Genomic DNA, 21,822 nt, shown 5'->3' on the forward strand with positions numbered 1-21,822 from the left:
CGTCGGTGCCGTGTGCTAGCGTCATGCGTTTGCGTGGTCGTGGCGGTGGGTGGTTCCGCGCGTGCGGCCGGCACTGGTGCGTGGGCCGCTCGATCCTGCCGGGCCTTCCCCATACGTCCCCTGCGGAAGGCAGTTCATGAAGCATCCCGATGACTCCGGCACGGCTCACGGCGGTTCCGACCGGCCCGCTGCCACGGCGACCCCGGAGCCGCCGTCCCCGGCCGTCTCCTTCGCCGGTGCGGGACTGCCGGCGGAGGTGCTGCGGACCCTGACCCGACTCGGCGTGCGTGAACCCTTCCCCATCCAGGCCGCCACCCTGCCCGACGCGCTGCGAGGGCGCGACGTCCTGGGACGTGGGCGCACCGGCTCGGGCAAGACGCTCGCCTTCGGTCTGCCGCTGCTGACCCGCACGGCCGGGCGGCGCGCCGAACCGAAGCAGCCGCACGCGCTCGTCCTCGTGCCCACCCGGGAGCTGGCCGAACAGGTCACCGAGGCGCTGGCGCCGTACGCCGAGGCGCTGCGGCTGCGGATGGCCACGGTCGTCGGCGGCCTGTCGATCGGCCGGCAGATCGCCGCGCTGCGCCAGGGCGCGGAGGTGGTCGTCGCCACCCCGGGACGCCTGCACGACCTGATCGAGCGCAAGGCCTGCCGTCTGGGGCGGGTGAGGATCACGGTGCTGGACGAGGCCGACCAGATGTGCGACCTGGGATTCCTGCCGCAGGTCGTCGACGCTCTCGACCAGGTGCACCCCGAGGGCCAGCGGATGCTGTTCTCGGCCACGCTGGACGGCGACGTCGACCAGCTGGTCCGCGGCTACCTCCGCGATCCTGTCGTCCACTCGGTCGACCCCTCCACGGGCACGGTCACGACGATGGAGCACCACGTCCTGGTCGTCCACGGCCCCGACCGCTACGCCGTCACCACGGAGATCGCCGCCCGTGACGGCCGCGTCCTGCTGTTCCTCGACACCAAGCACGCCGTCGACCAGCTCACCCGGCATCTGCGGGCGAGCGGGGTGCGCGCCGGGGCGCTGCACAGCGGCAAGTCGCAGCCCCAGCGCACCGCGACGCTGGCGCAGTTCAGGGACGGCCGGATCACCGTTCTGGTGGCGACCAACGTCGCGGCCCGCGGCCTGCACGTCGACGACCTCGACCTCGTGGTCAACGTCGACCCGCCCACCGACCCCAAGGACTATGTGCACCGGGCGGGCCGCACCGCCCGCGCCGGCGAGTCCGGCAGCGTGGTCACGCTCGTCCTGTCGGGCCAGCGCCGTGAGGTGAGCCGGATGCTCGCCGGGGCGGGCATCGAGGCGACCGTCACCAAGGTGCGCTCGGGGGAGGCGGAGCTGAGCCGGATCACCGGCGCGAAGGCTCCCTCAGGGGCCCCGCTGGACGGCGGTCCCGCCGCTCCCCGCCCCAAGAACACCAACGCTCCCTTCCGGGGCCTCGGCACGTCCAAGGGCGCGGCCAGGGGCACCTCCCGCGGCGCCGGCGGCGCCTCCCGCAGGGCCGGTGAGGCCCGCAAGCTGGCGGAGGCCCGCAGGGCGGCCCGGGTGCGCCGCGACGGTTGATTCCAGCGACCACGACAGGTCGGACGGACGGCTCACACGGTTCCTCGGCGGAGTCATTCAGCTCGTTGAGGTGGTGGTAGATCGTGAAGCGGCTGACCGTGAGCGCGGCGGCGGCCGTTTCGGGGGCCTGCTTGACCAGGAAGAACCCGCGACGTTCCAGATCGGCGACGACCTGGAGCCTGTGTTCCTTGCGCACCCGATCGACGGGCACGCCGACCGCGTGGACGGCCGCGTCCACCAACAGGGCGGACAGCTCCTCGACGCTGTGGGGGAAGGATTCCCCTCGAGCAGTGGCGGCCGGCCCGGCCGAACCCCCGGGGGCCGACCATGTCCGACCGGCCTTCGACTCGCCGTCGCATTGGATCGGGGATCCGACGACCTCTGCGACTGTGTCGCTGGTCGCGCCCTCGGAGGGCCCTTCGGGTCCGCGGCACGTCGATGTACAGTGAGCGGCGCCCTCGACCTGCAGAAGCGGCGGGGAGCCGTCTCAGAGGAGTCCAAAGTGCTGCGTACTCTCTTCAAGTCCAAGATCCACAGAGCCACCGTCACCCAGGCCGACCTGCACTACGTCGGGTCCGTGACCATCGACGCCGACCTGCTCGACGCCGCCGATCTGCTGCCCGGTGAGCTCGTGCACATCGTGGACATCACCAACGGCGCCCGTCTGGAGACGTACGTCATCGAGGGCGAGCGCGGTTCGGGGGTCATCGGCATCAACGGCGCCGCGGCCCATCTCGTGCATCCCGGAGATCTGGTGATCATCATCAGTTACGCTCAGTTCACCGACGCCGAAGCCCGGACGATGAGGCCCAGGGTGGTGCACGTGGACGGCGACAACCGGATCGTGGCCCTCGGCGCGGACCCGTCCGAACCGGTACCGGGCTCGGACCAGCGGCGCAGCCCCCAGGCCGTCACGGCCTGAGTCCACGGGCGGCCGCCCGGCGACGCCGACCGTACGCGAGGAGAACCGCATGAGCGACATCGAGATCCGCGACGACCGGGCCGGCGGCCGCCTGGAGGCCTTCGCCGGGGACGAACTGGCCGGACACATCCAGTACTTCGTCCTGGAGGCCCCGCGGCGCGCCCTCGTCCCGGTCCACACGATCGTCGAGACCGCGTACGAGGGCCAGGGCATCGCCGGTTCGCTGGCACGGTGGCTGTACGGCACGGCGGAACGCGAGGGCATCGTCGTCGCGCCGCTGTGCCCGTACGTCGTGAAGTGGGCGGAGCGGCACCCCGACGAGGCCCCGGCGGCCGACCCGGAGCTGCTGCGGGCCGCCAAGGACTGGCTCATCGCCCATCCGGAGGGCTTCTGATGGGCGACGTGCTCGCCCTGCTGCACACCTCCCCCCTCCACATCCCCGTCTTCGACACCCTCCGCGACGAGGCCCACCCCGGCCTGGAACTGCGGCACTTCGTCGCCGAGGACCTGCTGACCCGCGCGGGCACCGACGGTCCCGCGTCGGTCGCCGGCGATGTCCGCGCCCTGCTCGACGAGGCCGTCGCCGAGGGCGCCGCGGCGGTGTTGTGCACCTGCTCCAGCATCGGCGCCGTCGCCGAGGCGACCGACGTCGGCGTGCCCGTGCTCCGCGTGGACCGCCCGATGGCGGCCGCCGCCGTGGCCGCCGGGCCGCGGATCGTCGTCCTCGCCACGGTACGCAGCACCCTGGCCCCGACGGCGGCCCTGATCGAGGAGGAGGCCACGGGCCCCGTGGAGATCCGCACCCTCCTCCTCGACGACGCGTGGGCGCTGTTCGAGGCCGGTGACACCGAGGGCTACGCCCGAGCGATCGCCTGGGCCGCCGACGAGGTCACCGACGCAGACGCGATCGTCCTGGCCCAGGCGTCCATGACGCCCGCCCGCCGGTGGACCACGACCACGACCCCCGTCCTGTCCAGCCCTCGACCGGGGCTGGCGGCGGGCGCGGCGGCGGTGCGGCCGACCGGGTGACTGTCCGTGGGGCGCCCGGGTACCCGTGGCACAAGTCCATGGCCGACACCCACTGGCTGGAGGACACGATGACCCACCCAGAACCGGACCCCGTGCGGCCAGGGCCCACCCCGGGCCCGGGCCCCGACCGCCCCGAACCCGTCCCGGCCCCCAACCCCTACCCCGACCCGGTGCCCCCACCGGAACCCGCACCGACCCCGGAGCCGGACCCGGTCCCCCAACCGCCGGGCCCCGACCCGATCCCGGGAGAACCCACCCCCAAACCCCTGTCGTAGCGGGCCCGATGGGCCGACGAACGACCGGTGGCCCGGCGTGAACCACTCCACGCCGGGCCACCGCCCTGTCAGTCGAAGGAGGAGTCAGGGGACCGCCGAGCCCGACCACGACCGGCCGGCCCCGGCGACGTCCCCCGAGGTCACCGTCCTACGCCTCGACCTCCGACCGGTCCCCGCCCCACAGCGTGTGGAACGAGCCCTCGCGGTCCACCCTCCGGTACGTGTGCGCGCCGAAGAAGTCGCGCTGGCCCTGCGTGAGCGCCGCGGGCAGCCGCTCCGCGCGCAGGGCGTCGTAGTACGCGAGCGCCGCGGCGAAGCCCGGCGTCGGCACGCCCTGCCGGGTCGCGGCCACGATCACCTCACGCCAGTCGTCCTGCGCCGCCGCGATCTCCTGCGCGAACGTCTCGTCGGACAGCAGGCTCGGCAGGTCGGGCCGGGCGTCGTACGCGGCGCGGATACGGTCGAGGAAGGCCGCCCGGATGATGCAGCCGCCCCGCCAGATCGAGGCGACCTTGCCGAGGTCGATGTCCCAGTCGTACTCGGCGCGGGCCGCGTCGATCTCGTGGAAGCCCTGCGTGTACGACACGATCTTGGAGGCGTACAGCGCCTGCTCGACCCGGTCGGCGAAGGCGCCCGCCTCCGCCGCGCTGAGCGGCGCCGCCTTCGGGCCCGCCAGCGAACGGGAGGCATCACGCAGGGAGGCGTGTCCGGACAGCGAGCGCGCGAAGACGGCCTCGGCGATACCGGAGACCGGCACACCCAGGTCCAGCGCGATCTGCACGGTCCAGCGGCCCGTGCCCTTCTGCTCCGCCTGGTCGACGACGACGTCCACGAACGGCTTGCCGGTCGCCGCGTCCACGTGCGCCAGCACCTCGGCGGTGATCTCGATCAGATACGAGTCGAGGCGCCCGGTGTTCCAGGTGCGGAAGATCTCCGCGATCTGCGCGGGGGAGTAGCCGGCCACATCGCGCAGCAACTGGTACGCCTCGCCGATCAGTTGCATGTCGGCGTACTCGATGCCGTTGTGGACCATCTTCACGAAGTGCCCGGCGCCGTCCGGACCGACGTGCGTCACGCACGGCGTCCCGTCGGCGGCCTTCGCGGAGATCTTCTCCAGCATCGGGCCGAGGGAGTCGTACGACTCGGCCGGGCCGCCCGGCATGATGCTGGGCCCGTTGAGCGCACCCTCCTCACCGCCGGAGATGCCCGCGCCCACGAAGAGGATGCCCTGCTCGCGCAGCGCGGCCTCGCGGCGACGGGTGTCGGCGAAGTGCGCGTTGCCGCCGTCGATGATCATGTCGCCGGGCTCCAGCAGCGGCGCGAACTCCTCGATCACCGCGTCGGTGGGGCCGCCGGCCTTCACCATCACCACCAGACGCCGGGGGCGCTCCAGCGCCTGGACGAATTCCTTGGCGGTCTCGGCCGCGATGAAGTCGCCCTCGTGCCCGTGCTCCTCCACCAGCGCGTGCGTCTTCGCCGCGGAGCGGTTGTGGACGGCGACCGTGTAGCCGTTGCGGGCGAAGTTGCGGGCGAGATTGCTCCCCATGACCGCGAGGCCGGTGACGCCGATCTGGGCTGAAGTGCTCATGCGGTGGGCTCCTATGGATCCTGGAATCAGTGGTGCCGGTGAATCGGTCGAGTCGTGATGGTCACGTCGTGATGGGCAAGTGGTGCCGGTAGGTCCTCATATTGGTGCTGCCGTCAGTGCTCGCCAGTATTGCCCTTCCGGTCATCCTGACGTGCGGCGGCCCCTTGCACACCGCGCGCCACGTCGTTCTTGAGTACGCGGAAAGGGCCCCACCTGCCTCAATGGAGCGCGCAACCGGCGCGCTTCACGCGCCGCACCCGCTCACGCGTGCGCCGGACAGAGGTACTTACGCGCCGGGACAGGTCGTTTCCACGCCACTCGCGAGGTTGGTGCGGCTGGATTTTCGTCTTGTCATGGCCGGTTCGCGGCGCTTACTTTTGCGACTTCGTGGCAGAGGCGAGGGGGGCTACTCCATGGCCGTACGCGGCCGGCACCGCCGGTACCAGCCGAACAGGATCAACCGTGCTTCACTCACGGTCACAGCCGGCGGCGCCGGCATCGCACTCCCGCTGATCGGCACGGGAGTCGCCGAGGCGGCCGACGTGGACACCTGGGAGAAGGTCGCGGCCTGCGAGTCCACCGGTGACTGGGACATCAACACCGGCAACGGCTACTACGGCGGCCTCCAGTTCAGTCAGTCGACGTGGGAGGCGTACGGCGGAAGGGCCTACGCCGCGCGCGCCGACCTGGCGACCAAGGAACAGCAGATCGCGATCGCCGAGAAGGTGCTGGACGGTCAGGGCCCCCGCGCCTGGCCCCACTGCTCGGTCCGCGCGGGCCTCACCCGCGGCGGGGACGCGCCGCGCACCATCGAGGACGTCAAACCGCAGACCACGCCCCAGTCGCAGGCGGGCAAGGTCGAGATGTACACGGTCGTCCGGGGCGACACTCTCTCCGAGATCGCCGAGTCCGAGGAGGTCAAGGGCGGTTGGCGCGGGCTCTACAACGCCAACCGCAGGGTCATCGGCTCCGATCCGGACCGCATCCTGCCGGGCCAGCGGCTGAGTCTGACCTCGGCTGCCCCGAAGAAGGAGCACAAGAAGGAGCAGCCGAAGAAGGAGCAGACGAAGAAGGAGCGGCCCGAGAAGGAAGCCAAGAAGGAGCCGAAGAAGGAGCAGAAGCGGGAGCAGCGGACCGACTCTCGGCAGGAGTCCGGGTCCCGGGTCGCCCCCGTGAACGCCTCCCTCGGCACCCCGTACCGCGCCTCCGGCTCCTCGTGGTCGAAGGGCTACCACACGGGGGTCGACTTCCCGGTGCCGACCGGCAGCACCGTCAAGTCCGTGGCCTCCGGTGAGGTGGTCACGGCCGGCTGGGGCGGCTCCTTCGGCTACCAGGTGGTGATCCGGCACGCCGACGGCCGGTACACGCAGTACGCCCATCTGTCGGCGATCTCCGTGAAGGCGGGGCAGCACGTGAGCGCGGGCCAGCGCATCGGCCGCTCCGGATCCACCGGCAACAGCTCGGGCCCGCATCTGCACTTCGAGGTGCGGACGGGGCCCGGCTTCGGCAGCGACGTCGACCCGATCGCCTATCTCCGGGCCGGAGGGGTGCGCCTCTGACGCGCCGCCGTACCGCGGGAGGCCCGCTCCGGGCCTCCCGCTCACGTCCCGGCGTGGTCCCGATGCCGGTCGGCGTGCGGCCGCGGCACATACAGCTCGCCGTGGAACGGCCGCAGCTCCAGGCCCGGCCGCCCCTCGTCCACGGGACCACCGGCCCCGCGGAACGGCGCCGGTACGACCACCCGCTGGTCGAGGCCGATCGACCCGTCGGCCGCCGCCGTAACCCCGGCCGGCCGTGAGGGAAGCCCCGCGAGCAGCCGCTCCACGGCGAGAGCCGCCTCCCGGTCGGCGACCGTCGACGCGTCCGCCGTGTCCTCGTCCCCGACCCGCTCGCGCCGCGCCTCCTCGTGGAGCCGCTCGGTGGTGAGCAGGATCAGACCGCCCGCCGCGACGACCCCGCAGCCCAGCGCGAGGAGGGTGCCCGTGGTGCCGTAGCGGAACGTCTCGCCGAACATCGTGATGCCGACGGCCGCCGCCACCACCGGGTTCACGACGGTCAGGGTGGCGAGCGGGGCCGCGAGACCGCCGTTGCGGTAGGAGGCCTGGGACAGCAGCAGACCGGCCGTGGCGAAGACACCGATGACAGCGAGGGTCGGCAGGTCGCCGAGCGCGACACCGTCCGTCCAGTCCACGGCCACCGTCTTGGTGAACACCGAGGACATGCCGAACGCGACACCGGACGCCACCGCCAGCAGGATGCTGCGCGTCGTCGGATGCCGGTGCGTGGCGTGGGCCGCCGTCATCAGCGCCGCCACCGCGCCCGCGCTGACCAGGGCCACCAGCACGCGCTCGGCGGTGTCCAGGGACCGCGCGTCGGCCGTGCCGACCAGGGAGAGCAGGCCGGCGAGACCCACCGTCGCCATGATCGCGCCCCGCCAGGCCGTCGCCCCGGCCCTGCGGCCGACGAAGAGCGCCGCCATGGGCAGAGCGAAGACGATGGTCAGCGCGCCCAGTGGCTGCACCAGGCTGAGCGGACCGTACGCCAGGGCCACCACGTGCAGCAGCCCGCCGAGACCGTTCAGTCCGACGGCGGCCCACCAGCCCGCGCGGCGCAGCGGCGCGTAGGTCCGGCCGGGGGAGGTCACCGCGACACGCTCCTGCACGATCGCACCGCCCGCGTAGGCCACGGCGGAGACGAACGACAGCAGCACGGACAACGCGAGGGCGCTCATGAGCGGCTCCTCGACGAGGGGCGGGGGCGCTCGGCCCGCCACTGCGAACGGTCGGCTTTCATGGTGACCACGATGCCTCGCGAACGTGTTCGCGTCGTCGTACCTGAGCACTCATTTCGTCGTACTGCCGATGGAGTACGACTCGCCGCCTGTCATCCTCAGGAGGGGCGACACGGAGTGCACCCCTCCCCGCGAACACGCCCGTGGGCCCTGGTACTACTCGATGTCGTGGACCACGCCGCCGACCTCACGAACCTCTCCGCCCTCGGCGGCTTCTTCGTACTACGCACGGGGCAGGCACCGGGACGCACACTGCCGACCCTCGCGGAGGCGTACGCGGCACGGGATGCCGATGTGAAGAAGGAGGTTTACGCGAATCCCGTAATTTTCCGTGCCCGGAAGGTGGCGGACAGCGTCCGGGCCCCCGAACCCCGCGTCGCGGCCTCCATCGCGCACCTCGGCCTCGCCGCCCGGCTGTGGTCGGTCGCCCTCGGCACCGCCGCCCTCCACGACCGCGTCCCCGATCTCGACCCGCGGCTGCTGCGCTGGGACCCCGACGCGAGTGCCCCGGACGACCTCTGGCTCACCGGGGTACGGATGCTGCCCGCCGACCGGCTCGGCGAGGTCGTACGGGAGGCGCATCTCGTCCCCCTGGCGGCGGCCCTCTGCTCCCAGCTGCCCGTTTCCCCCCGTCTCCTCCGGGGGAACGCGGCCTCGGCGCTCATGGGAGCCGTGCGGCAGATCGACCGCTGGGCCGCCGCGCACGGACGTGCGGAGGCGGCCGCCCGCGTCCGGCGGCTGGCCGCCGCGCAGCTCGCCCACCCCGATCTCGCCGGCACCCTCGACCCCGCCACCCACCGCCGCCGCAGCTGCTGCCTCTACTACCGGCTGCCCGGCGGCGGACTCTGCGGCGACTGCTGCTTCGACCGGCCACCGGCCCGGACCCGGCCGTCGGGCAGGACGGGTGGCACCCCCTAGAGACATGGCGCTCTTCCCCAACCGCCCCGTGTGGGTGACCATGTGGGAACGAGTCATGTGAGACAGGGGGTTCCGGGTGCGAGTCGGCCTGCTGACCCGGGAGTATCCGCCCGACGTCTACGGCGGCGCGGGGGTCCACGTCGAGTTCCTCGCACGGGAGTTGAGATCCCTCGTCGACCTCGACGTGCACTGCTGGGGCGAGGGCGCCGCGGGCGGCGTCGTACGCCACCGGCCCTGGTCGGCGCTGGACGGCGCCAACGACGCCCTGCGCACGTTCTCCGTGGACCTGTCCATCGCCGCCGGCCTCGCAGGCCGGGAGCTCGTCCACTCGCACACCTGGTACGCCAACCTCGCCGGCCACTTCGGCAAGCTGCTGCACGGCATCCCGCACGTGATGACCGCCCACTCGCTGGAGCCGCTGCGCCCCTGGAAGGCCGAGCAACTGGGCGGCGGCTACGCCCTCTCCAGCTGGGCCGAGCGCACCGCGATCGAGTCCGCCGACGCGGTGATCGCGGTGTCCGGCGCCATGCGCGACGACATCCTCGGCTGCTACCCGGCCCTGGACCCGGCCAAGGTGCGGGTCGTGCACAACGGCATCGACACCTCCCTCTACCGGCCCGACCACGCCACGGACGTCCTCGACCGCGTCGGACTGGACCGGGCCCGCCCCTACGTCCTGTTCGTCGGCCGCATCACCCGCCAGAAGGGCGTGCCCCATCTGCTGCGGGCCGTACGGGACATCGACCCGGACGTCCAGGTCGTGCTGTGCGCCGGCGCCCCCGACACCCCGGAGATCGACCGGGAGTTCCGCGACCTCTTCGAGGAGCTGAGCCGCGTCCGCGCGGGCCTGCACTGGATCCCGCAGATGCTGCCGCGCCCGGAGGTCATCCAACTCCTCACCCACGCCGCCGTGTTCGTCTGCCCCTCGGTGTACGAACCGCTCGGCATCGTCAATCTGGAGGCCATGGCCTGCGGCACGGCGGTGGTCGCGTCACGGGTGGGCGGTATCCCGGAGGTCGTGGACGACGGCGTCACGGGACTCCTCGTGTCCACCGAGGACGACTTCGAAGCTCAGCTGGCCCGCGCCCTCGACTCGGTCCTCGCCGACCCCGCGACCGCCGCCCGCATGGGCGAGGCCGGACGGGAGCGCGCGGTGCGCGAGTTCGGCTGGGACGCGGTGGCCCGGCGGACGGTCCACCTGTACGAGGAAGTCCTCAAACAGGGGTAGGCACACAGGACAGAGCACGGCACAACCGGGCGTAGAGGGGCGGCGGCATGCGGCGCGGTGGACCTTCGGTGCTGGGAATCGTACTGGCGGGCGGCGAGGGCAAGAGGCTGATGCCCCTGACCGCCGACCGCGCGAAACCGGCGGTGACCTTCGGCGGGACGTACCGTCTCGTGGATTTCGTACTCTCCAATCTCGTGAACGCGGACATCCTGCGGATCTGCGTCCTGACCCAGTACAAATCGCACTCCCTGGACCGGCACATCACCACCACCTGGCGGATGTCGAGCCTGCTCGGCAACTACGTCACCCCGGTCCCCGCCCAGCAGCGGCTCGGCCCGCGCTGGTACCTGGGCAGTGCCGACGCGCTGCTGCAGTCCCTGAACCTGGTGCACGACGAACAGCCCGAGTACGTCGCCGTCTTCGGCGCCGACCACGTCTACCGCATGGACCCCCGGCAGATGCTGGCCCAGCACATCGAGGGCGGCGCGGGAGTGACCGTCGCCGGGATACGCGTGCCCCGCACCGAGTCCTCCTCCTTCGGTGTGATCACCCCCGGCTCCGACGGCCGGTCCGTGGAGCGCTTCCTGGAGAAGCCCGCCGACCCGCCCGGCCTCGTCGACGACCCCGAGTGCGTGTTCGCCTCGATGGGCAACTACATCTTCACCACCAAGGCCCTGGTGGAGGCGCTCCAGCGGGACGCCGAGGACGAGAACTCCGTCCATGACATGGGCGGCTCGATCCTGCCCCAGCTCACCGAGCGGGGCGAGGCCCAGCTGTACGACTTCAGCGCCAACCACGTGCCCGGCGAGACCAACCGCGACCGCGGCTATTGGCGGGACGTCGGGACCCTCGACGCCTACTACGACGCCCATATGGACCTCATCGCCGAGCGCCCCGCCTTCAACCTGTTCAACCGCAGCTGGCCCATCTACACCAGCTCCGGGCAGCTCTCCCCGGCCCGCTTCAACGCGGGCGGCATCGCCAGCGAGTCGATCATCAGCGCGGGCTGCCTCATCCGGGGCCAGGTGACCCGGTCCGTGCTGTCGCCGGGCGTGGTCGTCGACCCCGGCGCCGTGGTCCAGGGGTCGGTGCTGCACGACAACGTCCACATCGGCCGGGGCGCGGTCGTCCGGGGCGCCGTCCTCGACAAGAACGTCCAGGTCCCCCCGGGCGCCACCATCGGCGTGAACCCGGAGCGCGACGCCGAGCTGTACACGGTCTCCAAGGGCGGGGTGATCGCCCTCGGCAAGGGCCAGCAGGTGTCGTGACTCTGCACAGACGCGCGTCGAGCGCCTGTGCGGTTCATCACGCCGCGCTGGGCCGGGTGGGTTGAGATGACCCCCGAGTGACGGCAGATGCCCCGATGGTCCCGCCTCTCCCCAGGAGGTGGGACTTAATCTGCTGTTAACTGAGCGTAGCTCGATCGTACTTGACCGTAATCGGCAATCGGCGATTGACTGCACACTCACCCGTCGTCGACGCGAGGCAAGCCATTGACTTCTGACGAGCTCGCACCACTCGACCTGGCCTTCTGGAACATCGAGTCCGCCGAGCATCCCATGCACCTGGCGGCCCTCGGCGTCTTCACGGCGAACTCGCCGACCGCGGGCGCCCACGCCGCCGACCTGCTCGCCGCTCGTGCCGCCGGGGTGTCCGCGCTGCGGATGCGGATCCGGGACGTCTGGCGGCCCGACGTCCGCCTGCCGCTCACCTTCGGCGGCGCGACCCGCGAGCCCGTCGCCGACTTCGAGCCCTTCGACCACGTACGGCTGCACGCGCCGACCCGCGACTTCCACGCGGTGGCCGGCCGGCTGCTGGAACGCCCCCTGGAGCGCGACCGGCCGCCGTGGGAGGCGCACGTCCTGCCCGGGGAGGACGGCACCTCCTTCGCCGTGCTGTTCAAGTTCCACCACGCCCTGGCCGACGGACTGCGGGCGCTGACCCTCGCCGCCGCCGTCATGGACCCCATGGACATGCCCGCGCCCCGGCCGCGCCCCGCCGAACCCCCGCGCAGCCTCCTCGGGGAGGTGCGCAAACTGCCCGCGCTCCTCCGCGACACCCTCTCCGACCTGGGCCGGGCCGTCGACATCGGCACCTCCGTCGCCCGCACCACGCTCGACGCGTCGCTGGGCGCGCGGGGCACCGCCGCGCTGACCGCCGAGCCGAGCGGCACCCGCCGCACCGTCGGCGTGGTCCTCGACCTCGACGACGTGCACCGCATCCGCAAGACCGTCGGCGGCACCGTCAACGACGTCCTCATCGCGGTCGTCGCCGGCGCGCTGCGGCGCTGGCTGGACGAACGGGGCGACGGCAGCGAGGGGGTCACGCCCCGGGCGCTCATCCCCGTCTCCAAGCGCCGGCCGCGCACCGCGCACCCCCAGGGCAACCGGCTCTCCGGCTATCTGATGAAGCTGCCCGTCGACGACCCCGACCCGCTCGGCAGGCTCCGTACGGTCCGTACGGCCATGGACCGCAACAAGGACGCCGGGCCGAACCGCGGCGCCGGCGCGGTCGCGCTGCTCGCCGACCATGTGCCGCCGCTGGGGCACCGGCTCGCCGGGCCCCTGGTCAGCCAGGCCGCGCGCCTCTGGTTCGACCTCCTCGTCACCAGCGTGCCGCTCCCGAGCCTCGGCCTGCGGCTCGGCGGCTGCCCGCTCGCCGAGGTGTACCCGCTGGCCCCCCTCGCCCACGGGCAGTCCGTGGCGGTGGCGATCTCCACGTATCGGGGGAGCGTCCACTACGGGCTGGTCGCCGACGCGGAGGCCGTGCCGGATCTGGAGGTGCTGGGGAAGGCGGTGACGGGGGAGCTGGAGGAGCTGCTGGCGGCGTGCGAGAGCTGACCGGGGGCGCCTTATGGCTCGGGGGTGCGCGGTTCGTCGGCGGGTGCGGGTGGTGTGTGGTTTCTCCCCACCCGCCCGCACCCGCCAAAAACGACGCGTACCCCCGAGCTGCTAGGCGCCCTGGGTTTGGCCAGCCGCGCTCGCGTCCGTAGAATTCCGCGTTCGGTGACGGGCGCGAGTCGGCGCGCCGCGGGTGATCAGGGAAACGGCAGCGCGATGACGGTGACAGAGGACGGCCCGGCGACCACGGACGAGGCCGTGTACGGCCCCGGTATCGACCCGGAGCGGCTCGCCGTCTGCCTCAGCGTGCTCGAGGAACTCGACACGCTGGACGTCGACCACCCGGACGCGATCACGGTGCGCCGCGCCACCGCCGCCATCTACCGCACGGTGAAGCAGCGCCGCCGCCAGGAGCGCCGCGCCGCGAAGACCGCCCACGACAAGGCGGTCACCGAGGCCACCGCGACCGGCTCCGCCCAGCGCATCGACGACGAGACCGAGGGCATCCTGCCGTCGTCGGTGACCGACGCGGGACAGATCGCGGGGATACTCCAGCGCCCGCGCTCCTGCTACGTCTGCAAGACCCGCTACGTCGAGGTCGACTACTTCTACCACCAGCTCTGCCAGGACTGCGCCGCCGAGAACCGCGCCCGCCGCGACGCCCGCGCCGACCTCACCGGCAAGCGCGCCCTGCTCACCGGCGGCCGCGCCAAGATCGGCATGTACATCGCCCTGCGGCTGCTGCGGGACGGCGCGCACACCACGATCACCACCCGGTTCCCGAAGGACGCGATCCGCCGCTTCAAGGCGATGGACGACTCCGCGGACTGGATGCACCGCCTGGAGGTCGTCGGCATCGACCTGCGCGACCCCGCCCAGGTCGTCGCGCTCGCCGACCAGGTCACCGACGCGGGCCCCCTCGACATCCTGATCAACAACGCGACACAGACCGTGCGCCGACTGCCCTCCGCCTATGCCGCCCTGGTCGAGGGCGAGAGCGCCCCACTGCCCGCCGGGGAACTGCCCGCCCACCATGTCATCGGCGCCTTCAACTCCGGCGCGGTGGACCGGCTGACGGGCCCGGCCGAGCTGCCCGTCGGCACCAGCGGCCTCGACGCGCAGCGCGTCGCCGACCTCGCGCTGGTCGCGGGCAACGCCAGCGTCGCCCGGCACCTCGACGGCACCGCCATCGACGCGGGCGGGCTCGTCCCCGACGTGGTGGACAGCAACACCTGGGTGCAGACCATCGAGCAGATCTCCCCGGTGGAGCTGCTGGAGACCCAGCTGTGCAACTACACCGCGCCGTTCATCCTCATCAGCAAGCTCCGCCCGGCCATGGCCGACGCCGCCCGGAAGGCGTCGAGCGGACGCGCGTACGTGGTGAACGTCTCCGCGATGGAGGGCGTCTTCGGCCGCGGCTACAAGGGCGCCGGCCACCCGAACACCAACGCCGCCAAGGCCGCGATGAACATGGTGACGCGGACCAGCGCCCAGGAGATGTTCCAGACCGACGGCATCCTCATGACCTCGGTCGACACCGGCTGGATCACCGACGAGCGCCCCCACTTCGACAAGCTCCGCCTCGCCGAGGAGGGCTTCCACGCCCCGCTCGACCTCGTCGACGGCGCGGCCCGCGTCTACGACCCGGTCGTCCGCGGCGAGCAGGGCGAAGACCTGTACGGCGTCTTCCTGAAGGACTACGCGCCCGGCAAGTGGTGAGACGCCCTCGCCCGGTCCGACACCAGCTCCAGCACCGTCCGCCAGTCCTCCAGCACCCCGGCGTCCACCCCCGGGACGCGGCCCGCCTCGTGCGCGTCCCGCAGCGTCAGCACGTCCTCCGTCAGGGCCGTGTCGGCCCAGCCGCCCGCGTGCATGCGCACGAGGTCGTCGGGGCCGAGGACGTGCAGACGTACGAGACGGGCAACCCGCTCGCCGAGCAGGGGGCGCACCGCGTCGGCGGCCAGGTCGGCGTGGCCGCTGTCGTCACCCGGACGGAGCAGACGGCCGAGGGTGTGCACCAGGCCGGCCACCTGGAGCTCCTTGTCGGCCGGCCGTGCCCGGCGCAGCAACGCGGCGGTGCGCAGGGCGTGCTCGTGCTGATCACCCGGACCACCTGGGCCGCCGGGGACGCCGGGCGCGTCCCTGGCACCTCGGCACGCGTACAGCAGATCCATCAGCTCGTCGATGCCGCGCAGCTCCATGCGTCGGTCCTCCCGAGTCCGCCCGCGAGAAATGCTGTTGCGACACAGGAGCAGATCATGGTCGGCTTGCTATTCGGCCAACGGGACCTGAACTGCGTGCCGAAGGCAGCGATCCGCTGGAGCGCTGGTGGAGCGCGCAGTTCAGGAACTAGGCCGATCGGGTGGTAGTAAAGCGTAATGAAATAGGGCGAACAGCCGGACGGTGGCCCGCTGAACGCGGAATGACTCGAGACAGTTACCTTGTGTTTTCAGCCCCATCGAGCAGGCACCCGCTCATTTGGTTACTCTGTACCGGACGGACAGCCTTATATGGGTTCCACCCACACCCACGGTCCGTCCCGGGACAAGCCGGTCACCACGGCCTGCTCTCACCCAAATGAATCCGGCGCCACCGCGTCCGAACTGACCTCGACTCAGACCCGAGCGGATGTCAGGCGAACAGCGGCAGGCTGGGCCGACGTCCCGAGGGTGACCGACACATAAGGAGTGCGCGGTGACACCAGAGAAGACGAATCGCGATCAGCGCCCCAAGGAACGCACCGAAGGCGCCGGCCGGACGAAGAAGGAACTCGGCAGCCTCGACGTGTGGGCCAGGTCCGCCCCGATCCGGCTCGCCGGCTACGAGGACGACCTCGCCGAGCCCCACATCCTGCCCAGCGTGGACTGACCCCTCAGCGCCCTCGCGATCGCCGTCTGCATGGGCGTGCCAGACTCACGCCCATGCAGATCAGAGAAGCCACCGCCGAGGACTGGCCGCGGATCTGGCCGTTCTGGCACCGCGTAGTCGCCGCCGGCGAGACCTACACCTGGGACCCGGACACCTCCGAGGAAGCCGCCCGCACCCTCTGGATGGGCCCCGCCAAGCGAGTGTTCGTCATCGAGGACGGCACCGGAGCGGTCGTCGGCTCCGCCTTCCTCACGCCCAACTACGGTGGTCCCGCCGCCCGCATCGCCAACGCCGGCTTCATGGTCGACCCCGAGCACGGCGGCCGGGGCATCGGCCGCGCGCTCGCCGAGCACGTCCTGGCCGCGGCCAAGGCCGACGGCTACCGGGGAATGGTCTTCAACGCCGTCGTCGAGACCAACCCGGCCGTCCGACTGTGGACCTCCCTCGGCTTCACCGTCCTGGGCACCGTGCCGGACGCCTTCGAACACCCTCGGGACGGCAGAGTGGGGCTGCACATCATGTACCGGGCCCTCTAGGCCGTGTCCGCCACGCACCGGCCATCGGGACATGCGTTGTCGGCCGGAGGCCGCCTCGGCCCCCGTCAGTCGAGCGGCGCCGTCCGCCGCCACGGGTGCAGCTCCTGCAACTGCTCCGCCACGGCGAGGAGTTCGAGCTCGGATCCGGGGCGGCCCACCAGCTGCACCGCGCAGGGGGCGCCCGACGGCAGCGTGCCGAACGGCACCGACATCGCCGGCCAACCCGTCAGGTTCCACGGCGGGGTGAGCGGCGAGCAGTTCGTGTTCACCAGCAGATTGCGCAGCCATCCCCGCTCGTGCCAGGGCGCGGCGGCCGGCCCGCGCCGGGCGAGCGCCGGCGTCAGCAGCACCTCGTGCTCGGCGAAGAACGGCTCCATCCGCCGGCGCAGCTGCTCCCGCCGGTCGCCCGCCCGGACGCCCTTCAGGAAGCGGCGCCCCACCGCGGCGTGCACCCGGGTGCGCCGGGTCAGCAGCGCCGGGTCGAGATCCTCGGCGTCCACCGCCGTGCCCGCCGTCCAGTGCGCCAGCGACGTCGTGCCCAGCCAGAGCGGATACGGCGGGTCGGCGCGCCGCACCCGGTGGCCCGCCCCGGCCAGCGCCGCTGCCGCCCGGCGCGCGGCATCGGCGTACGGGCGCGTCACGCTCACCCCGACCAGGGGGCTGCGCAGGGAGAGGGCGATGCCGCGGGGCGAGGGGGAAGGGGCCGGTTCGCCGGGGTCCGTGCCCGCGAGGACCCGGAACATCAGGCGGGCGTCCTCGACGGTCGTCGCCAGTGGGCCGTTCTCCGACATGCCGAACCAGTCGCCGTGTCCGATGTCCGCCGGGACGGCACCGAAGCCCGGCTTCAGCCCTACGAGGCCGCAGTTGGCGGCCGGTATGCGCAGCGAACCCATCCCGTCGTTGCCCAGCGCGATCGGCACCAGGCCGGCGGCGACCGCCGCCGCGCTCCCACCGGACGAGCCACCGGTGGTGCGGGTGAGGTCCCAGGGATTGCGGGCGGTGCCGTGCACCCCGTCGGTCGTACCGAAGACACACAGCTCGGGCACGTTCGTCAGGCCCACGACCACCGCGCCCGCCGCGCGCAGCCGGGCCACCGTCACATGGTCCGCGGCGGCCGGGCTGTCCGGTGTCGCCGCCGACCCGTTGCGCGTGGCCTCGCCCCGCACCGCGAGGTTGTCCTTGACCGCCACCGGGACCCCGGCCAGCGGCAGTCCGCCCAGATCGGCGCGGGCCGCCACGTCGTCCGCCTCGGCGAGCGCCGCCTTCGCCCGGACGGTACGGAACGCGCCGATCCGCTCGTCCAGCGACGCGATCCGCGCGAGATGCTCCGCCACCACTTCGCGCGGCGTCACCCGCTTCTCCTGTACGGCGGCGGCGATTTTGGCGGCGGTCAGGCCGACCCAGCTGGTCACGGGGGCTCCCTGTCGATCTGGTGTGCGTGGGAGCACTGTGTCCCCTGGGGCGGCGCCGCGTCGAGAGTCATGACGGCCGAGCACGCGGCATCCCGCGCGGACCGCCGAGTTCGGCTCCACCGGTCGCGGCCGTGACCGGTCCTACCGGTCCCGGACCGCCGACACGGCCAGCCGTGTCGGCGGCATGAACTCCCGTACGTACGTCCGCTCCCAGCAGGCGCCCGTCGCCCGCAGCTCCCGCCAGGTCGTGTAGCGGTAGCGGAAGAGGCGGGCGCGGACGAAGCGCGGCGGGGCGTCGGCGGGGAAGGGGGACCGGCGCAGCAGCCGCAGGGTGTCGCGGTCGTTCTCCAGGAGGCGTTCGACCAGACCGCCGAACCAGGGGTGCGCGTACGCCGGGGAGAGCGCCGCGAACCACATCAGCCAGTCCAGCCGCAAGTGGTACGGGGCGAACTGGCGCGGCCAGCGTCGAGGGTCACCCGGCTTGCCCCGGAACTCGTACTCCAGCCAGCCCGTGTCCTCGCGGGGCACCTCGTCCGCCGTTCCCTCCACCACCACCTCGTACCGGACGCGGCTGACACTGCCGAAGGCCCCGTAGGTGTTGACCAGGTGCAGCGGGTCGAAGGAGCGGTTCATCACCTGGCGGCGGGAGATCATGTTGCGCACCGGGTGGTAGCTGAGCCAGAGGACCAGCGCGGTCATGGCGAGGACGACGATCTCGTACCACAGGGGCGCGCCGGGGGTGTCGGGGGCGCCGGTGCCGAGGTCGACCGCCGACAGGGCCAGCACGATGGTGATCCAGTTCAGCCAGCTGAAGTTGCCGGACAGCACCAGCCACAGCTGGGTCAGGATCATCAGCGTGGCGGCGGCCGTCGCCACCGGCTGCGGGGTGAACAGCAGGAACGGGACGACCAACTGGGTGACGTGGTTGGCGGCCACCTCGACCCGGTGGAGCGGCTTCGGTAGATGGTGGAAGAACCAGCTCAGCGGTCCGGGCATCGGCTGCGTCTCGTGGTGGTGGTCGAGGCAGGTCAGCTTCCGCCAGCACTCGTCGCCGCGCATCTTGATCAGGCCCGCGCCGAACTCCACCCGGAACAGCACCCAACGCACCAGGAACACGACGACGATCGGCGGCGCCACCTCGTCGTTGCCCAGGAACACCGCGAGGAAGCCGACCTCCAGGAGCAGCGACTCCCAGCCGAACGAGTACCAGGTCTGGCCGACGTTCACGATCGACAGGTACATCGCCCACGGCACCAGCCACAGCAGCATGCCGCCCCACAGGGGCAACAGCGAGTCGACTCCGGCGACGAGCGCCGCCGACACCACGCAGCCCGCCCACGCCCACGCGGCGAAGAACCGGTCCGAGTAGTGGAGGTGGAACACGCTCGGTGACCGCCGCCAGGGCATCCGCGCGACGAAACGGGGGATCGGCAGCATCCCCCGCTCCCCGAGCAGCGCCCGGAACTGCAGGGCCGCCCCCAGAAAGGCCACCAGGTAGATCACGGCGAGGGAGCGCTGGAAGAGCAGCCGGGCGAGCCAGTAGTCGGGTGCGGTGAACCAGTCCATGGCTTCGCGCTCCTGGGTCGCGCGCCGGAACAGGGGCGGTACCGACATTAGTGATCGGATCCGGAGGGCTGAAACGGGACAGCCCGTCCCCACTCGAATAATCGGGCAAACCCTGGCAAAGTGGCCACATGGTTGATCGGGGAGCGAGTGAGCTGCCGCTGCCGGACGATTGGCTCGCCCACCCGGACCCCGTCCTGGCGCTCAATCTCATGGGCAGCTTCGACTGGGACCTCGACGCCGGCGTGATGCACATGGACGCCACGGCCCACGAGGTCTTCGACCTGCGCCCGGACGAGTACGACGGCCGCCCCGAGAGCCTGACCGTCCGGGTCCCCCCGGTGGAGGGCCGCAAGCTCGACACCCTGGTGTCCCAGGCCCTCAAGGACGGCAGCGAGAACTACGGCGCCTACTTCCGCATCCGGACGCGCGACGGGACCCTCCGCTGGACCCACACCCAGGGCTACATCCGCCGCGACGAGACCGGCCGCCCGTACCGGGTCATCGGCATCGTCCGCGACGCCACCCGCGAACTGCGGGAGATCAGCGCACGCACGGAGCAGGCGACCCTGGACGAGGCCCGCCGCAGACGCACCGACGTCGTGCAGGTCATCACCGCCGCCCTGGCCCACGCCCGCACCGTCCAGGACGTGATCGACGTCCTGGAGGACACCGACGGCATCACCCACCTCGGCGCGACCAGCCTCGTCATGGGCCTGGTCGAGGCCGGCCGCATCCGGATGATCGCCGCCGGCCCCCGGGCCAGCTACGTACCCGGCACCCGGATCACCCGCCTCGACGTGAAGTACCCGATGAACGAGGTCGTTCGGAGCCTCGCACCGCACTTCATCGAGTCACCGGAGGAGTTCGCCGAGTCGTATCCGCTGCTCTGGCCGCACATCACCGACCTCCAGATCACCTCGGCCGCCTATCTGCCCCTGATCGTGCAGGCCCGGCCCATCGGCGCCATGGGGCTGCTCTACAACGACCGCAGAGGCTTCACCAGCGAGGAGCGCGACGTCCTCGTGGCGCTCGGCAGCAGCATCGCCCAGAGCCTCCAGCGGGCCATGTTCTACGAGGGGGAGAAGGACCTCGCCGAAGGCCTCCAGCAGGCCATGCTGCCCCGGTCCATCCCCAGCGTGCCCGGCGCCGACATCGCCGTCCGCTACCGGGCCGCGTCGTTCGGCGGCTCCCTCGGCCGGGACATCGGCGGCGACTGGTACGACCTCGTCCCTCTGCCCGGCGGCCGCGTCGGCGCGGTCATCGGCGACGTCCAGGGCCACGACACCCATGCCGCCGCCGTCATGGGCCAGCTGCGCATCGTCCTCAAGGCGTACGCCACCGAGGGCCACACCCCGGCCACCGTGATGTCCCGCGCCTCCGCCTTCCTCCACGAACTCGACACCGACCGCTTCGCCACGTGCCTGTACGCGGAGGCCGACCTGTCCACCGGAGTGGTCCAGATCGTCCGGGCCGGACACATCGACCCCCTCATCCGGGCGCCCGACGGCGCCTGCCGCCGGGTGACCGTCGACGGCGGCCTGCCGCTCGGGCTGTCGGCCGAGTTCGGGGGCCTGGAGTACCCAGTGAGCACGATCGAGCTGGACCCCGGGGACACGTTGCTGCTCTGCACGGACGGCCTCATCGAACAGCCCGGCGCCGACCTCGACGACGGCATGCTCACGCTGCAGGAGCTGATCACCACCGGCCCCGACGACGTCGACGACCTCGCCGACCGGCTCATCGACGTGGCGGAGGAACGCGGTGGCGACGACGACGTGGCCCTGCTCCTGCTGCGCCGCCGCAGCCGCAGCTCGGAACAGCCCGGCGGGCGGGTCCAGCAGCATGTCGGCCCCGGCGACCCGGAGGCGCTCACCGAGGCCCGGCACATGATCGGGGCGGCCGTCCGCACGTGGGGCGCGCGGGAGCGGGCCGACGAGATCGAACTCGTCGCCGACGAGCTGATCACCAACGCGCTCATGCACACGGAGGGCTCCGCGATCGTGACGCTGCGGGCGTTGACCGGCACGGAACGGAGACTGCGGGTGGAGGTCGAGGACTCCTCCAGCGCGCTGCCGCGGCGTCGGGAGGCGGGGGAGTCGGGTGTCTCGGGGCGGGGGCTGCTGCTCGTGGACCGGCTGACGGATGTGTGGGGGGTGGAGGCGCGGGGCGGGGGGAAGTGCGTGTGGTGTGAGTTCGTGTTCGCCCAGTAGCTCGGGGGTGCGCGTTCGTATGGCGGGTGCGGGTGGGTGGGGGTTGTTCGCGCAGTTCCCCGCGCCCCT

The 21,822-nt window shown here is 72.2% G+C and carries 18 protein-coding genes and 1 pseudogene; 13 read left to right on the forward strand and 6 right to left on the reverse strand.

The features are described from left to right. Positions 1–136: 136 nt before the first annotated feature. On the forward strand, positions 137–1,570 hold the full coding sequence (locus tag ACZ4Z3_RS15185) for a DEAD/DEAH box helicase (protein ID WP_468501365.1): 1,434 nt from the start codon (positions 137–139) through the stop codon (positions 1,568–1,570). Positions 1,571–1,646: 76 nt separating this feature from the next. Here the strand turns inward: ACZ4Z3_RS15185 and ACZ4Z3_RS15190 are convergent. Further along, positions 1,647–1,808 (reverse strand): annotated as a pseudogene (locus tag ACZ4Z3_RS15190) (helix-turn-helix domain-containing protein); the annotation flags it as partial. Positions 1,809–2,072: 264 nt separating this feature from the next. Here ACZ4Z3_RS15190 and panD point away from each other — a divergent pair. The 3 genes from panD to ACZ4Z3_RS15205 are packed head-to-tail and all read left to right on the forward strand — an operon-like array spanning position 2,073 to position 3,521. Then, complete coding sequence (panD, locus tag ACZ4Z3_RS15195; protein WP_468501366.1) at positions 2,073–2,492, forward strand: aspartate 1-decarboxylase; 420 nt, start codon at positions 2,073–2,075, stop codon at positions 2,490–2,492. Between the two features lie 49 nt (positions 2,493–2,541). Continuing rightward, positions 2,542–2,886, forward strand: a complete 345-nt coding sequence (locus ACZ4Z3_RS15200; protein ID WP_468501367.1) for a GNAT family N-acetyltransferase — start codon at positions 2,542–2,544, stop codon at positions 2,884–2,886. An 8-nt stretch (positions 2,887–2,894) separates the two neighbouring features. Continuing rightward, positions 2,895–3,521 (forward strand): aspartate/glutamate racemase family protein, encoded by a 627-nt coding sequence (locus ACZ4Z3_RS15205; RefSeq protein WP_468501458.1) that lies wholly within the window; start codon positions 2,895–2,897, stop codon positions 3,519–3,521. Positions 3,522–3,944: 423 nt separating this feature from the next. Here ACZ4Z3_RS15205 and gndA read toward each other — a convergent pair whose 3' ends face one another. Next, a complete protein-coding gene (gene gndA, locus ACZ4Z3_RS15210) occupies positions 3,945–5,384 on the reverse strand; it encodes an NADP-dependent phosphogluconate dehydrogenase (RefSeq protein ID WP_468501368.1) in 1,440 nt (479 codons plus the stop codon). 413 nt (positions 5,385–5,797) lie between these two features. Here gndA and ACZ4Z3_RS15215 point away from each other — a divergent pair, with 413 nt between their 5' ends. Continuing rightward, entirely contained in the window at positions 5,798–6,943 is a 1,146-nt protein-coding gene (locus ACZ4Z3_RS15215) for a transglycosylase family protein (RefSeq protein WP_468501369.1), read from the forward strand. Between the two features lie 41 nt (positions 6,944–6,984). Here the strand turns inward: ACZ4Z3_RS15215 and ACZ4Z3_RS15220 are convergent, their stop codons facing one another. After that, on the reverse strand, positions 6,985–8,115 hold the full coding sequence (locus ACZ4Z3_RS15220) for a DMT family transporter (protein WP_468501370.1): 1,131 nt from the start codon (positions 8,113–8,115) through the stop codon (positions 6,985–6,987). A gap of 228 nt (positions 8,116–8,343) precedes the next feature. Here ACZ4Z3_RS15220 and ACZ4Z3_RS15225 point away from each other — a divergent pair, with 228 nt between their 5' ends. From ACZ4Z3_RS15225 to ACZ4Z3_RS15245, 5 genes are all read left to right on the forward strand, one after another. Beyond that, positions 8,344–9,093 (forward strand): (2Fe-2S)-binding protein, encoded by a 750-nt coding sequence (locus ACZ4Z3_RS15225; RefSeq protein WP_468501371.1) that lies wholly within the window; start codon positions 8,344–8,346, stop codon positions 9,091–9,093. 76 nt (positions 9,094–9,169) lie between these two features. Next, entirely contained in the window at positions 9,170–10,321 is a 1,152-nt protein-coding gene (gene glgA / locus ACZ4Z3_RS15230; RefSeq protein ID WP_468501372.1) for a glycogen synthase, read from the forward strand. A gap of 47 nt (positions 10,322–10,368) precedes the next feature. Beyond that, entirely contained in the window at positions 10,369–11,589 is a 1,221-nt protein-coding gene (gene glgC, locus ACZ4Z3_RS15235; protein WP_468501373.1) for a glucose-1-phosphate adenylyltransferase, read from the forward strand. 225 nt (positions 11,590–11,814) lie between these two features. After that, complete coding sequence (locus tag ACZ4Z3_RS15240; RefSeq protein WP_468501374.1) at positions 11,815–13,161, forward strand: wax ester/triacylglycerol synthase family O-acyltransferase; 1,347 nt, start codon at positions 11,815–11,817, stop codon at positions 13,159–13,161. 216 nt (positions 13,162–13,377) lie between these two features. Next, entirely contained in the window at positions 13,378–14,880 is a 1,503-nt protein-coding gene (locus tag ACZ4Z3_RS15245) for an SDR family NAD(P)-dependent oxidoreductase (protein WP_468501375.1), read from the forward strand. Here the strand turns inward: ACZ4Z3_RS15245 and ACZ4Z3_RS15250 are convergent. Continuing rightward, complete coding sequence (locus ACZ4Z3_RS15250) at positions 14,859–15,362, reverse strand: hypothetical protein (RefSeq protein WP_468501376.1); 504 nt, start codon at positions 15,360–15,362, stop codon at positions 14,859–14,861. The two genes, ACZ4Z3_RS15245 and ACZ4Z3_RS15250, sit on opposite strands and share 22 nt — an antisense overlap. A gap of 493 nt (positions 15,363–15,855) precedes the next feature. Here ACZ4Z3_RS15250 and ACZ4Z3_RS15255 point away from each other — a divergent pair, with 493 nt between their 5' ends. Together ACZ4Z3_RS15255 and ACZ4Z3_RS15260 are read left to right on the forward strand one after the other, a co-directional pair. Then, positions 15,856–16,029: a hypothetical protein gene (locus tag ACZ4Z3_RS15255; protein WP_167738834.1), complete on the forward strand. Its 174-nt coding sequence runs from the start codon at positions 15,856–15,858 to the stop codon at positions 16,027–16,029. A gap of 53 nt (positions 16,030–16,082) precedes the next feature. Next, positions 16,083–16,565 (forward strand): GNAT family N-acetyltransferase, encoded by a 483-nt coding sequence (locus tag ACZ4Z3_RS15260; protein WP_468501377.1) that lies wholly within the window; start codon positions 16,083–16,085, stop codon positions 16,563–16,565. 65 nt (positions 16,566–16,630) lie between these two features. On the opposite strand, the gene ACZ4Z3_RS15265 is transcribed toward ACZ4Z3_RS15260, so the two are convergent. Next, complete coding sequence (locus tag ACZ4Z3_RS15265) at positions 16,631–17,977, reverse strand: amidase (protein WP_468501378.1); 1,347 nt, start codon at positions 17,975–17,977, stop codon at positions 16,631–16,633. A 141-nt stretch (positions 17,978–18,118) separates the two neighbouring features. Then, complete coding sequence (locus tag ACZ4Z3_RS15270; protein ID WP_468501379.1) at positions 18,119–19,543, reverse strand: lipase maturation factor family protein; 1,425 nt, start codon at positions 19,541–19,543, stop codon at positions 18,119–18,121. A gap of 128 nt (positions 19,544–19,671) precedes the next feature. On the opposite strand from ACZ4Z3_RS15270, the gene ACZ4Z3_RS15275 reads away from it, so the two are divergent. Then, the gene (locus ACZ4Z3_RS15275; RefSeq protein WP_468501380.1) at positions 19,672–21,753 is read left to right on the forward strand and encodes a SpoIIE family protein phosphatase; all 2,082 of its coding nucleotides are present in this window, start codon (positions 19,672–19,674) and stop codon (positions 21,751–21,753) included. Positions 21,754–21,822: the final 69 nt, after the last annotated feature.

Source organism: Streptomyces sp. NPDC030296 (assembly GCF_055572815.1).